General features: G+C 55.7%; 13 protein-coding genes and 1 tRNA gene. 11 read left to right on the top strand and 3 right to left on the bottom strand.

Annotated features, from left to right (window positions below):
* Nucleotides 1-68: 68 nt before the first annotated feature.
* The 5 genes from JM93_RS20280 to JM93_RS20260 all read left to right on the top strand — a co-directional run bounded on the left by JM93_RS20280 (nt 69) and on the right by JM93_RS20260 (nt 4,165).
* Nucleotides 69-722 carry an HAD hydrolase-like protein gene (locus JM93_RS20280; protein WP_145347262.1) on the top strand — a complete coding sequence of 218 codons (654 nt, stop codon included), beginning with the start codon at nt 69-71 and terminating at the stop codon, nt 720-722.
* A 68-nt stretch (nt 723-790) separates the two neighbouring features.
* Entirely contained in the window at nt 791-1,075 is a 285-nt protein-coding gene (locus tag JM93_RS20275; RefSeq protein WP_145347260.1) for an acylphosphatase, read from the top strand.
* Nucleotides 1,076-1,220: 145 nt separating this feature from the next.
* On the top strand, nt 1,221-2,441 hold the full coding sequence (locus JM93_RS20270; RefSeq protein WP_145347258.1) for an NAD-dependent epimerase/dehydratase family protein: 1,221 nt from the start codon (nt 1,221-1,223) through the stop codon (nt 2,439-2,441).
* Between the two features lie 3 nt (nt 2,442-2,444).
* On the top strand, nt 2,445-3,305 hold the full coding sequence (locus JM93_RS20265; RefSeq protein ID WP_145347255.1) for a glycosyltransferase: 861 nt from the start codon (nt 2,445-2,447) through the stop codon (nt 3,303-3,305).
* A complete protein-coding gene (locus JM93_RS20260) occupies nt 3,305-4,165 on the top strand; it encodes an NAD-dependent epimerase/dehydratase family protein (protein ID WP_145347253.1) in 861 nt (286 codons plus the stop codon). The genes JM93_RS20265 and JM93_RS20260 overlap by 1 nt, the downstream gene beginning before the upstream one ends.
* Before the next feature lie 16 nt (nt 4,166-4,181).
* Here JM93_RS20260 and lipB read toward each other — a convergent pair whose 3' ends face one another.
* On the bottom strand, nt 4,182-4,889 hold the full coding sequence (gene lipB, locus JM93_RS20255) for a lipoyl(octanoyl) transferase LipB (protein ID WP_145347251.1): 708 nt from the start codon (nt 4,887-4,889) through the stop codon (nt 4,182-4,184).
* 114 nt (nt 4,890-5,003) lie between these two features.
* On the opposite strand from lipB, the gene JM93_RS20250 reads away from it, so the two are divergent.
* From JM93_RS20250 to JM93_RS20240, 3 genes are all read left to right on the top strand, one after another.
* A complete protein-coding gene (locus tag JM93_RS20250) occupies nt 5,004-5,279 on the top strand; it encodes a FliM/FliN family flagellar motor switch protein (protein ID WP_145347249.1) in 276 nt (91 codons plus the stop codon).
* A 125-nt stretch (nt 5,280-5,404) separates the two neighbouring features.
* Nucleotides 5,405-5,491: transfer RNA gene (locus JM93_RS20245), tRNA-Leu, on the top strand.
* 183 nt (nt 5,492-5,674) lie between these two features.
* Entirely contained in the window at nt 5,675-6,478 is an 804-nt protein-coding gene (locus JM93_RS20240; RefSeq protein ID WP_145347247.1) for a matrixin family metalloprotease, read from the top strand.
* A 42-nt stretch (nt 6,479-6,520) separates the two neighbouring features.
* Here JM93_RS20240 and JM93_RS20235 read toward each other — a convergent pair whose 3' ends face one another.
* On the bottom strand, nt 6,521-8,932 hold the full coding sequence (locus JM93_RS20235) for a putative bifunctional diguanylate cyclase/phosphodiesterase (RefSeq protein WP_145347245.1): 2,412 nt from the start codon (nt 8,930-8,932) through the stop codon (nt 6,521-6,523).
* Nucleotides 8,933-9,429: 497 nt separating this feature from the next.
* Here JM93_RS20235 and mgtE point away from each other — a divergent pair, with 497 nt between their 5' ends.
* Nucleotides 9,430-10,845 (top strand): magnesium transporter, encoded by a 1,416-nt coding sequence (gene mgtE, locus JM93_RS20230; protein ID WP_145347243.1) that lies wholly within the window; start codon nt 9,430-9,432, stop codon nt 10,843-10,845.
* 202 nt (nt 10,846-11,047) lie between these two features.
* Nucleotides 11,048-12,112: an ABC transporter substrate-binding protein gene (locus tag JM93_RS20225; protein ID WP_208995364.1), complete on the top strand. Its 1,065-nt coding sequence runs from the start codon at nt 11,048-11,050 to the stop codon at nt 12,110-12,112.
* A 143-nt stretch (nt 12,113-12,255) separates the two neighbouring features.
* Here the strand turns inward: JM93_RS20225 and JM93_RS22220 are convergent, their stop codons facing one another.
* A complete protein-coding gene (locus JM93_RS22220; RefSeq protein ID WP_145347241.1) occupies nt 12,256-12,891 on the bottom strand; it encodes a MarR family winged helix-turn-helix transcriptional regulator in 636 nt (211 codons plus the stop codon).
* Between the two features lie 130 nt (nt 12,892-13,021).
* Here JM93_RS22220 and JM93_RS20215 point away from each other — a divergent pair, with 130 nt between their 5' ends.
* Complete coding sequence (locus JM93_RS20215; RefSeq protein ID WP_145347239.1) at nt 13,022-13,447, top strand: organic hydroperoxide resistance protein; 426 nt, start codon at nt 13,022-13,024, stop codon at nt 13,445-13,447.
* Nucleotides 13,448-13,605 lie beyond the last annotated feature (158 nt).

Genomic DNA, 13,605 nt, shown 5'->3' with positions numbered 1-13,605 from the left:
TTGTGATGGATTGCAAGGCTTAAACTTGATAGCGCTTTCCAGCACAGGATGTACTCGAGGCTGGGCCGATGTTCACGCACGTGTTTTTTGATCTCGACGGGACGTTAATCGATCCGTTTGTCGGGATCACGAGATCAATCCAGCATGCTCTTGAGCGGATGGGTGCTGATGTGCCTCCTGCGGAAGACCTGCGTTGGTGCATTGGACCGCCGCTATGGGGCAGTTTTGAGGTGTTGCTGCAGACCACGGACCGGTCCGTTCAGGACGCAGCGGTGGCTTACTACCGCGAACGGTTTACGGTGAACGGGCTTTATGAATACACCTTGATCGAGGGTGTTTCGGCGCTTGCCCAGAACCTCAAGCAGCGGGGCAAGACCTTGTGTGTGGTCACATCCAAACCGCACGCCTATGCAGGCAAGATCGTTGCTCACGCCGGGCTCATGCCGTTTTTCAAAACCGTTTATGGGTCGGAGCTTGACGGTACGCGGTCCGACAAGTCGGATCTCATCGCGTATGTCCTGGAGTCGGAAGCGGCCAAGGCGTCCTCGTGTGTGATGGTAGGTGATCGGAGACACGATCTGGTCGGCGCGCATGCGAACGGGGTCGCAGGCATCGGAGTGGGCTGGGGCTACGGAAGTCATGAGGAGCTTTTGGGGGAGCAGCCGGCGCTTTTGGCGAAACGCCCCAAAGACATTTTAGACTGGTTTTCTAACGTTGCGTGAGACGTTAGAATTGCGAACAGAATCACCCCAGATCGGGACGGCGGGGTCCCGGTCGTGAGGAGCGGCCTATGGCAGAAGAAAGAGCTGTCCACATAATGGTCATGGGCCGCGTGCAGGGCGTTGGCTATCGAAAGTGGCTTGCGAAGCGGGCTTCTTCGCTCGGTCTTTCCGGCTGGGCTCGCAACTTGAGCGATGGAGCTGTTGAAGCGGTATTGAGCGGGCCGAGTGCCACCGTGAAGGCGCTTTTGATCGCGGCTCGGGAAGGGCCTCCGAATGCTCTGGTTCAAGAGGTCAAGGTGATCGATGAAGTGCCTCTTGTTTATGGATCTTTTGAGGTTCGGGAAACGGTCTGAGCGGACACTTAGATCGTTTCTCCTGTATCAATTGCATTTCAAGTCTTGAAACTGTCACGCTTTTCGGATGCAACTCTCCTTCGACGACTAAATCAATCTGGTGGCGCGGCGTTCAGTTCCGTGCCGAAGCGATGGAGAGATTGCAGTGAAAATCGCTGTTTTGGGCGGAGACGGGTTTGTTGGCTGGCCAACATCCTTGCACTTGTCGGATCTTGGTCATGAGGTTCACATTATCGACAACCTCAGCCGGCGCTGGATCGATGCGGAATTGGGTGTGCAATCCCTGACGCCGATGGATTCCATCCAGGAGCGGACACGCATCTGGAAGCAGGAAACCGGCAACACGATCCATTTCCACCTGATTGACATCGCTGAGGACTATCAGGTTTTCAAGAACTGGCTGTCGGCGAACCGCCCCGACGCGATCATCCATTTTGCGGAACAGCGGGCCGCGCCGTATTCGATGAAATCGGATCAGCACAAGAATTACACGGTCAATAACAACGTAAACGGCACTCACCACCTGCTGAACGCAATGGTCGAGCTCGATTTGGATGCCCATTTGGTGCATTTGGGCACCATGGGTGTCTATGGCTACTCAACCGTTGGTGCGGCCATTCCTGAAGGTTATCTCAATGTCGGCATCGATACTATGGCCGGAGAAACCGTGCGGCAGGAAATTTTGTATCCTGCCAATCCGGGATCCATCTACCATATGACGAAGTGCCTGGATCAGCTGCTGTTCCAGTTCTATGCCAAGAATGACGCGCTGCGGATCACGGATCTCCACCAGGGAATTGTCTGGGGCACGCACACAGATCAGACCCGGCGCCATGACCAGTTGATCAACCGGTTCGATTATGATGGTGACTATGGAACGGTGCTCAACCGGTTTTTGATCCAGGCGGCAATTGACTATCCGCTGACAGTACATGGCACCGGCGGTCAGACCCGCGCATTCATCCATATTCAAGATTCGGTGCGGTGCATCGAATTGGCGCTGAAATCTGCTCCGAAACGCGGCGACCGGGTGAAAGTCTTCAATCAGATGACCGAGACCCACCGGGTCCGCGATCTGGCCGAGATGATTTCGAAAATGACCGGCGCGAAAATCGCCTGGCTGCCCAATCCGCGCAAAGAAGCTCCGGAAAACGATCTGGTGGTGGAAAACAAGCAGTTCCTCGATCTGGGGCTCAATCCAACTACACTTGAAGAAGGGCTGTTGTCCGAGGTTGTCGATGTGGCGAAGAAATTCGCCTACCGCGTCGATCGCAGCCGTGTCCCGGCTGTTTCTGCCTGGACAAAGGACATTGCCGAGGGCGTGGAGCGCGATCCGGAACATCCGCGGCTGCGTTCGGTGTCTTGAAGCATGTCTCGTTTGTCCGATGGCCCGCAACTCGATGGCAGCGCGGGCCACGAAAACGCATATGTCACGCTGGTAACCAATCCGGACTATGTGACCGGAGCAGTCGCGCTTTTGCGCTCGCTCCGCCGCACGCGCCCGCAAGCGGATGTGGTTGTCATGCATCCGACCGCATTGAGCGTTGAAGAACTTGAGCGCTTGGCTGCGTTTTCACCCAGGCTGGCCAGATGTGAGTTGCTTCCGACCTCTGATGCATTCAACGAACGCCATGAGCGCGGCCGCCTGCATGCGGCGGCCCCGTTCACAAAAGGCGGCAAACCCGCATTCCACACGCCGCTCAACAACTTCGTCAAGTTGCGGCTTTGGCAGCTTACCGACTACCGGAATGTCGTCTTTATCGATGCGGATGCCTTGGTGCTGCAAAATTGCGACCGGTTGTTCGCCTATCCGGAGTTCTGCGCAGCCCCCAATGTCTACGAAACGGTGGCAGACTTTCACCGGCTCAACAGCGGTGTCTTCACAGCAAAACCAAACGAGCGGACATTCGCCGACATGCTTGACAAGCTGGATGGGGGGAACGTGTTCTGGCGCCGCACAGATCAGACGTTTCTCGAAACCTATTTTCCGGACTGGCACGGACTGCCGGTCTTTTACAACATGCTGCAGTACGTCTGGTTCAACCTGCCCGGCCTTTGGAATTGGAACGACATCAAGATCCTGCATTTTCAATACGAAAAGCCGTGGGAGACGGGGCACGCCAAGTCCGGAGAGCTTCGGCCGCTGATCGATTTGTGGCAGGCGTTTTACACCGGCGAAGGATTAGAAGATCAGCTTGGCCGTCTTGCCGGTCCGCAAGACGCCGGGTGATGCGTGTCCTGATAACCGGCGGAACCGGGCAGGTCGGCCGGTTCATTGCGCGCGGACTGACGGAAAGCGGCCATAACCTTTTTTACCTCGGACGGCAGCGTCCCTTTGACGACGGCGCACCCGTTGAGCCGTTTGATTTGCTCTCTCCGCCGGCAACGCTGCCCGAAGCCGACGTGCTGGTGCATTGCGCGCTGTTGCATGCTCCGGGGCGTTATAGAGGGGGGGAGGGCGATGATCCGGAGCAATTCTGGGCAGCAAACGCCATCGGAACTGAACGCTTGTTTGAAGCCGCCAAGGCATCCGGTATCAGGTGTGTCGTGTTCCTGTCGAGCCGCGCGGTTTACGGGGACGCATACCGAAACCGGCAGCTAGCCGAGGATATGGATGCCAAGCCGGATACGCTTTATGGTCGCGTGAAGTTGGCGGGCGAACAGGCCTTGGCGTCTCTTGCTGACCACCGAATGCATGGTGTCAGCTTGCGGGCAACGGGTGTTTATGGGTGCTCGCCGGGGCTTGCTGGTCACAAATGGTCCGATTTATTCCGCTCTTTCGAAAATGGCGAGCCGATCGCCTCACGGTGCGGGACCGAGGTGCACGGCGAGGATCTGGCTTCCGCAGTTCGTCTGGTGCTTGAGAAAGCCGAGGATCTTCCTGCGTTTAGCGCGTTCAACGTGTCCGATATCATGCTCGATCGACACGATCTTCTCGCACGGTTTGCCCAAGGGCGATCGTTGCGTGCCCGTCCGCCGCAACCGGTACAAGGCGATTATCCGGCTGTGATGGACTGTTCCCGGCTGCGCGCGCTGGGCTGGTCACCCGGCGGGTTCGAAAAGCTGGCGAGCTTCCTGCAAAACCTCTGACAACGGCGTGGTGGGCTCAAACAAGGTGAGTCGGGCCGAATATTTTTTCGAACTCTGCCCGCATCACGCTGTCGTTTTCGGCCATGGTTACCGGCAAACCCAAGTCGACCAGGCTGGTCACGCCGTGAGCTGTGACACCACACGGAACAATTCCGCCAAAATGATCCAGGTCCGGTTCAACATTGAAGCTGATGCCGTGAAAGGTAACCCACTTGCGCAGCCGGATGCCGATCGCTGCGATCTTGTCCTCCACTTCAGGCCCCTTGTCAGGGCGGCGAACCCAAACGCCGACCCGATCCTCCCGGCGCTCTCCACGCACGTGGTAGTGCCAGAGCGTATTGATGGTCCAGGCTTCCAGCGCCGCGACGAAGGCGCGGACATCCTGCTGACGGCGTTTTAAATCCAGCATGACATAGGCGACCCGCTGGCCCGGGCCATGATAGGTGTGTTGTCCGCCGCGCCCGGTCCTGTAAACCGGGAAGCGGTTGGCATCGATCAAATCTGAATCACTCGCACTGGTTCCAGCGGTGTAGAGCGGCGGGTGCTCCAGCAGCCAGATCCGCTCATGGGCCGTGCCTGCGCTGATTGCAGCGACATGGCGTTCCATCTCTTCAATTGAGTTCTCATAGTCGACGGGTTCATCCGAAATCCGCCATTCGACAGGTGGGGCCGAAACATGGGGATGAAAATCAATGGCAAGGGCTTCGCGATCGGTGGCGGACATGCTTGTTAGTCTTTTGTTAACCATTTGGGTTGCGTATGGTTGTGTAAGGGTTTGTTAACCGGCTTGCGCCGACGGCGCATGGACAAGCGCCTTCACTACAGGCAGAATGAAGATATGACCACCTTTGACGATATCAATGTCGATATTTCAGTTGTGCTGGGCGAATCCGAAATGCCGGTGCACCAGCTTCTGAGAATGGGCCGGGGTGCGGTGATCGACCTTGACGTGAGCGAAGACGACGATGTGCGCATTTTGGCGAACAACACGCTCGTCGCAAAAGGGCAGGTTGTCATGTTGGGAGAGCGTATTGGGATTTCGATCACTGAAGTTCTCATGAGGCCACCTGAGACCCGTCCGATGCGGACAGAGGGGCCGCTTCAGCGCACCTGAACAGGCTGCGTTCGCGCCGCTTGGGGACAGCCCAAATAAGTTTAAAACGCCTCTTGCCACCCCGAATCCGATTTGCTAAATGGGGCGCCTCGACGCTGAGAGGCGCCGGGATCACAACAGAATATGCGGTCGTGGCGGAATTGGTAGACGCGCAGCGTTGAGGTCGCTGTGGGGTAAAACCCGTGGAAGTTCGAGTCTTCTCGACCGCACCATTTTGTTGAGCACGAAAAGAACTGGCCCATGGCCGGTTTTTTTTGTGCGTGGATTCGTCTGCATCGCGCGGCCAGCCTGTCCGAAATTTCCCGCTATAGTCACATTTTGATGATTTGCTACCCCTGAGCGATGCGTGATCCCGATTCGATCGCACGCCTGGAATGTTTGCGAGGCTCAAAGATATGACTGAAAACGATAGTGCAGCCCGTGGGAGTGAGGTCACTTCGACCGGACCCTTATGCTTTTGTCCTGCGGATAAGACGGCTGCAAAGAAAGCGCCGCATATTCACATCTATGGCCCTGCGAAAGCTGTTTGCGACACGGAAAAACGCGGTTTTAAAACACCAGGCAACAGATCACCACTCGAGCTGGTGCTGCATGCCGGGGACGGTTTCGTTCCGCTCTGGGCAGAAGGCGTCACCTTGCACTGGCGGTTTCAGGAACGCTCCCTATTGGCCTTTGAAGACCCGGATGCAGCCCGAGCACGGATCCGGAGCCTGATGGCGAAGGGCCTTGCGCTGTGGGGCGACGCAGTTCCTGTCCGGTTTTCGGAACACAACGACCTTTTGGACTTTGAAGTGGTCGTGCGTGACCAAAGCCGGTGCTCGGCGAATGGCTGTGTCCTGGCTTCCGCGTTCTTTCCAGACGCAGGCCAGCACGAACTGGTGCTGTATCCAACCTTGTTCGAGCAGATTGAAACTGAGCAAATCGAAACCCTGGCCCACGAGTTTGGCCATATATTCGGGCTAAGGCATTTTTTCGCGCAAATCTCCGAGACGGAGTGGGCCAGCGAGACCTTCGGAGAGCAGTGCCGCTTTACCATCATGAATTACGGACCGGAAAGCGTTCTGACCGAAAACGACAGACGCGACTTGAAGACGCTTTATCGGCTTGTCTGGGGCGGGGAGTTGAAAGAGATCAATGGAACACCGGTTCGGCTTGTACAGCCCTTCAGCGCCGCGACAACCGTGCCGCACGTGGCTTGACCCGGTTTTCGGGTGCAGGTGGTCTGGCTTTCTCGCGGAAGCCTAGTGCGCGTTTTGTGGCAGTGCTTCGGCGACCAGAAAAGCGCTCAGATCCTGCGCGCACATGGGTTTTGAAAAGTAGTAGCCCTGGAGAATGTTGCAGCCCAGATCGGCGAGAATCTTTGCGTGAAGCGGGGTTTCAACACCCTCTGCAATCACATTTATGCCGAGAGCCTTGCCAATATCGATGGTCGCGGCAACCAGTTTTTTCGTGCGCGGGTCCGATCCAAGCGGAAGAACGATGCTACGGTCTATCTTCAGCGCGTTCGGCCGGACCTGCATCACACTTTTGATCGATGCGTGGCCGGAGCCAAAGTCGTCTATTTCCAGATCGAAACCCAATTCCCGAAGGCCCTCGATTGCGAACGGGATGATTTGGTCCTCTTCCTCCAGAGAGACGGATTCGAGGATCTCGAAGGAAATCGGCTGCTTGGCCCTGCGATAAAGATCGCTTGCGACCCCGAGAAATGCCGGGTCGGAAAGGGTCTTGGCACTGACGTTGAAAGACGTTTTGGGAACCCGGAAACCGGCGGCCATGAGAACGTCGAGTTCACCCATGGCCTTTGACATTATCGCCGTGTCGATGTCGCCATCGAGTTTCATTTGCTGAGCCGTGTTTAAAAATGCACCCGGGGCAAGCACGCCGAATTCCGGATGCGCCCACCGCGCCAGAACCTCTATTCCGGTGATTGCGTGTGTCTTGGCGTCATGCTGGGTCTGGTAATAGGGAACCAGTTCTCCAGCAGAGATTGCGCGGATCAGGTCATCCGATATTTTGCGGTCTTGCGCGATCCTTTCCTCCATCTCGCGCGAAAAGACCTTGAGATCCCCGCGTCCGGCGGCCTTTGCCTCATAGAGGGCTGCATCGGCATTTTGGAGGATTTCATGGGGGTTGTCCGCCGACACCTCCTTGACTGCAAGGCCGAGGCTGGCACTGAAAACGCAGGGCCTACCTTCGTAGAGAACCGGTTCCAGGGTCGTTGCCAACAAGCGCTGGCCAATTTCGTTGGCGCTGTCAAGATCGGTCCCTTGCGCGCACAGGACGACGAATTCGTCGCCGCCAACACGGGCGACCATATCTGTATCGCGCGTTGCCAATTCCAGCCTGCGGGCAACTGTTTTAAGAACGTGATCACCGGCATCGTGGCCGAGCATATCGTTCACCCGTTTGAAACGGTCGAGGTCAATCCGAATGATAGCGCGCGGTCCCGTGCCAACAGCCGCCCTCAGCGCTTCGTCAAGACACCGGCGATTGGCAATTTCTGTCATCGGGTCTTCCAAAGACCGCTTGCGGTAGCGGGTCTTCGCCGATTCAAGCCGCTGCGTGAGTTCCTGCAGCTTGCGATTTGCCTGGACATAAGACGTTACGTCGGTGCGGATGACAACCTTGTCGCCAACCGCGCTTTCAGTCAGTTTTTCCTGAACATGACGGTCTCCGACGATTTCGAGTCTAATATCGGCGTCCCCCTCTGCAAGCCGTTGAATATGTTGTTGAATAAAGTCGGACCGTTCTTCTTTGGGGATCGCGACATAAAAGCCGTGAGACATGGCATCCCGAATGATGTCTTCTACCGTCATGCCAACTTCCACACGGTCGGGATTTGGATGGGCAAGGCGCCGGTAGGTTTCGTTGCACATCACCAGGCGCCGGTCCTTGTCGAAAAGGGCAAATCCGTCGGACATGCCTTCCATGGCAATACCGAACCGTTGATTGATTTCCTTCAGCCTCTCGCTTGAAGACAAAAGCCGGGTCCAGACCTTCTCCAGTTCTTTCAAGAGAAAGGTCATCACAATCAACATTGCGAAGCTGACAAAGGTCGTGCCGCCGATCACCACGTTGCTCAGTCTGCTTTGTATCAGATCAACTTGCGGCTGAAACGCGACGCTTGCTTCCATCATCTGTTCGATGATTGCGCGTACTTCAAGCGCTCTGGCAAAAGGGCTTTGAGCCGGGTCGCGCATATTCGCGTCCTGTGACTTCATTCTTGCCAGCAATTGCAGGACCATGTCCGCACGGTCCACATCTTCGCGGCACAGGGTAAAGGCGCGGGAAGCCCCGATTTGCTCGATAAGCGCATATTCGACAGCGTTCAGATTGTCCGTACACCATATGGCTTTGGCCCGTGCGGTCTCGATATGGCTCCTGACCTGTTCGATCTGAGGTGCCCGCAATATCGGGCTTTCGATCACGATGTCGCGGGCCGCTTTCGTCTCAACAAGGTGCATAAAGTTCCGCTGGCGATACTCCCCGGAAAGATTGAAATAGTGGTAGCCCAGAAAAGCGACGCCGGTCAGGATGAGCAACAGGATAATGGCAAAGATCGAGGCGCGCGTGTCGGCGCGCAGTTTTCCGCTGGCTGCGAGTCCGCGATCTGTCGCGGTGTTGTGTTTCGGGACCTCAAGAAGATGTTTCATTCCCGGTGCGCAGGCTCCCGTCCTTCGGTATCTTCTATCAAATCTTCCGCTACGAAAAGTTGCATTAATTTGATAATAATTGGTATCTACCCACGGTAAATTATTTAGGTGTAAAAGCACGCATACGGCGAAGTGTTAAGGTGAAACACCGTCGGGCAGCGCTGGTGTATGGCGCTTCTTGTGACATCCCAGCGCTCGTTTGAAGTTGGTTGAACGGAAATAGATCTGGGTCTGCGGCCCATGAGTGACAAAACTCTTTTGACAGGCTGTCTCAAGTGGTTGGATCTTCGCATTCCCTTGACGCGATGCAGGACAATAGACCGCGTTCGGTTTGCGTGATGTCAGCAGCGTGAATAATTGAAAATGCCAGTGGCGTTCGCCAGCTATTCATCTAAATAAACTATTCAGAAATAACGCCTTGTGGTGTGACAACGCGGGCGGAATGGCTTATACAAGTGCGCAATATGTGCGCTTTTTACCGGGGTTGGAGATCTTAAATGGGGCAAGCTGAGAAGGTCGAAATTTTTGAGCATGTCCTCGATGACCTTCCAGTGCGCGATGAAGAAGAGCGGCTCAATCCTGAGTTTATTGCTGCTGTCGAGCAAGCAATCACCGATAACAGCGCCGAGCGGCTGAAGGAACTGGCTGGCAACCTCCATGAAGCCGATACAGGCGACCTGATTGAGGCTTTGGAAGAGGAGGAGCGGGCGCCGTTCGTCCGCCTGCTTGGGGAAGAGTTTGACTACACGGCTTTAACGGAGACCGATGAGGGGATCCGGCTAAAGCTGCTTGAGGAGCTCTCCAACGAGGACATTGCTGAAGGTCTGGGCGAACTCGATTCCGACGATGTCGTTTATATCCTTGAAGATCTCGACGAGGTGGATCAGGCCGAAATCCTTGGCGAAATGCCCTATGCGGACCGGGCCCAGCTGCAAAAAGCGCTGGACTATCCCGAGGACAGCGCCGGCCGGCGCATGCAATCGGAGTTCATCGCCGTTGCACCTTTCTGGACGGTTGGTCAGACAATCGACTACATGCGCGAAGCCAGGGATCTGCCTGATAGCTTTTACCAGATTTACGTCGTCGATCCCGCGTTCAAGCTGCTTGGATCCGTGCACCTCGACAAGATCCTGCGCACCAAACGCCAGGAGAAAGTCACCTCTATCATGGAGGAAACCCGCCAGTCGGTGCTGGCCACGGAGGACCAGGAGGAAGTTGCGCGCCGGTTTGAGCGCTATAACCTGGTGTCGGCCGCGGTTGTTGATGAAAACGAGCGTCTCGTCGGGGTCTTGACGGTCGACGACATCGTTGACGTCATCCAGGAAGAGGCGGAAGAGGATCTCAGGGCGCTTGCCGGCGTTGGCGATGAAGAGATCTCCGACAGTGTGCTCACCATTGCCCGCTCCCGGCTGACCTGGCTGGTGGTCAATCTGGGAACTGCTGTGCTGGCCTCCGTCGTGATCGCGCTGTTTGAAGACACGATCGAGGCGATGGTTGCGCTTGCCGTCTTGATGCCCATCGTGGCGTCCATGGGCGGCAATGCGGGCACCCAAACGATGACGGTTGCTGTGCGCGGCCTGGCGACACAAGAACTGGGGGCCCGCAATATGATGCGGATCTTGAATCGTGAAGTCATAGTCAGTCTCTTAAATGGTGTCGCCTTGGCGGTACTGATTGGCTTGACCGCATGGCTTTGGTTTCAAAGCGCCGGGCTGGGGATCGTCATAGCGGCCGCAATCATCATCAACATGCTTTTTGCCGGGTTGTCCGGTCTGTTGATCCCAATTGCGCTCGATAAGCTGAAAGTTGACCCGGCAATCGCGTCGAGCGTGTTTGTGACCACGGTGACGGATGTCGTCGGGTTTTTCGCCTTTTTGGGAATTGCCGCCTTTTGGTTTGGTTTGCCGCTTTAGCAAGCGTGCGATTTGAAATGCCCCGTGTTCGCGAGATTGCGTTACGCCGGCCGCCCAGTTATTTTGCCGTAATGGTCACTTTGGATTTCAAACAAAATTCATGATGTTTTTGTTTCCCTCCGGGAACGGCGCGGGCGTTATCGATCCTTTATAATGGCGCGATACAGAACTGGCATCTGACTATGATCCCGGGGTGTTGATCATGATGAAGTTTCTCGTTCCTCTCGTCGCCTGCTTCGGTGCGACCTTCGCGCAAGCTGCCGAACCGATAAACGTTTTCACCTGGGACGGTTATGTTCAACCTGAAGAAGTGTCGGCGGTGAATGCGTTGCTGAAAGAGCAGGGATACGACTACGAAATCAAGCTGCTCGAAACACCCGCTGAAGGTCCGGAGCAGATGTTCAACATGCTGAGATCCGGAAAGGTCGACATTTCTTTTTTGACCTTAAACTATATAACGATGGAGAGCGCGTTTTCCGCTCAACTGCTGCAGCCGATTGACACCAGTTCACCGCGTCTGGGCAACTATCAGTTCCTCAACAAAAGCCTCACAAACATCCCGATGGGCATGCAAGGCAACGACGTGCTCTATGTTCCCTGGGGTGGCGGTGCTTATGGGATCTGGGCGGACAAGGATAAGGTCTCGGACCTGCCCAAATCAGTGAATGATTTGTTTGATCCCAAATGGACGGGAAAGTTGTCGCTCTCCAAAGGGCAAATCGAGCCGAATATCGCGATCGCGCTTTTGGCCTTGGACAAGCCGCCATTCCACATCAATGACATTTCTGGTGACAGAGCAACGCTGGCTGCCGCCTCGGCGGCCGATGGAGAAATCCAGCAAAAGCTTACCCAACTGTATGGCCAGGTCGCGGCTTTTTGGGAAGCCGGTCCCGAATTTAGCGACGATCTTCTGTTGGTGGCCTCATACGGGCCGGGGGCTGCTGCTCACAATGCTGCGGGTGGAAATTGGGAACTTGTGCAGTTTGACGAAGGCAACACGGTGTGGCTCGACACAATCAACTTTTCCAAGGGCCTCAGCGGGAAAAAACTGGAAGCTGCTGAGATTTTTGCCAATTATTTCATAGGCAAAGAGGTCCAGGATCGCGTGGTGAATGGACTGGGCATGGTTGCTGCCTCGTCGCTTGCCGGTTCCAACCCTTTGATCGAGCAAAACCCGGATTTTTTTGCTGAAGCCATGTTCTGGCCGCCATACACAAAAACGGCGAGCAATGTGATGCAAAAACTCTCTAAGGCGGCGATGAAGTAAAGTCGGTCTGTTGTCCGGCTGGGATCCGTGAGGATCGGGCTTTAAACGCAAGAACAGGCTGTATCAGCGGCATCATGGGGTGTGCCGGCCGATGACATGGGAAAACGCCGCCTAGCGGGGTTTTGCCAAGATTTTGCGTAACGTTAGTGCCCGGCGGCCCTGAGCTGATCTCTTAAGGTCATGATCCGGCTTTGAAGGTCGATGATTTCCTCCATTTCCAAGCCTGTCGCGGCCATGACGCAGCCAGCGAAATGCGCGCATTTTTGGCGCAGATTTTTACCCCGCCGGGTCAACTTGACTGTCACCTGCCGCTCGTCTTTCTGACTTCGTGTGCGTGTCAGCAAATCCATGCTTTCAAGGCGTTTGAGAAGCGGGGTGACTGTGTTCGTCTCCAGTTGCAGCCGGTCCGTCAATGAATTGACGGGAACATTGTCTTTTTCCCAAAGCGCGACCATCGCGAGATACTGCGGGTAGGTCAGTCCGATTTCCTGAAGCAAGGGTTTGTAGACCCGGTGCATGGCGTGCGTGGCCGAATAGAGCGAAAAGCATAAAAACTGGTCCAGCGTAACAACGTTGCCATCGGCAGCTGTTTTCGGTTCCCGGCGCTTGGGAGCTGACTTTTTTGCCTTGGGCGTTTTACGGTCCGTTTTGTTGGTTCTTTCCGCCTTCTTGACCGAGCGCGCGCTGCCGGGATCTTCAGGTTTTGTCTTTTCTTTTGGTGTCTCTGCATCGACGCCCAACGGGCCCAGCAGGGACATCTGGTGCGGTTGTTTGCTCATCAGCGCTCTATAAATCGCACGCGATAGAATCGCAAGCAGTTGACGGTTGCCGGGCAAACAGATATCTACAACCAAATTATATCGCGCGCGATATAATTTGGTGATTGAGACCTAGATTTGGGAACTGAACATGAGCGTTGATGTAGTTTATTCCACCAAAGCGAAAGCGACCGGCGGCCGTGATGGTCAGGCGGAAACTTTGTCCGGAAGCTTCAAAGTCAAACTGACAACACCAAAAGAGCTGGGTGGTGCCGGTGGTGAAGGAAACAACCCCGAGGAACTCTTTGCGGCCGGCTATGCGGCTTGCTTTATTGGCGCGATGAAGTTCGTCGCCGCTCAGGACAAGGCGGTGCTTCCGGCTGACACCAGCATCACATCAACTGTGGGTATCGGGCCGCAGTCCGAGGGCGGGTTCGGACTTGAGGTTGCTCTTGAAGTGTCCGTCCCAGGAATGGAAAAAGACGCCGCAGAAACGCTTGTTGCCAAGGCGCACGAGGTGTGCCCGTATTCCAACGCAACGCGTGGCAACATCGACGTGAAATTGTCCGTCGTCTGATCTTCGCTGCCGGCCCGCCAAACTCCGGCGGGCCGGCACAGATCCGCATGCAGGGGTTAAAACGGATACCGGGCCCGGCGTGATATCTCGCTGGCCACTGGGAAGATCAGCCAAACATCCTAAAAATCTCTGCCCGGACGCAGTCATTGCCCTTTCGT

The sequence above is a fragment of the Roseibium hamelinense genome (assembly GCF_007830545.1).
Taxonomy (GTDB): Bacteria; Pseudomonadota; Alphaproteobacteria; order Rhizobiales; family Stappiaceae; genus Roseibium; species Roseibium hamelinense.
This window is presented reverse-complemented; position numbering and strand designations above follow the sequence as displayed.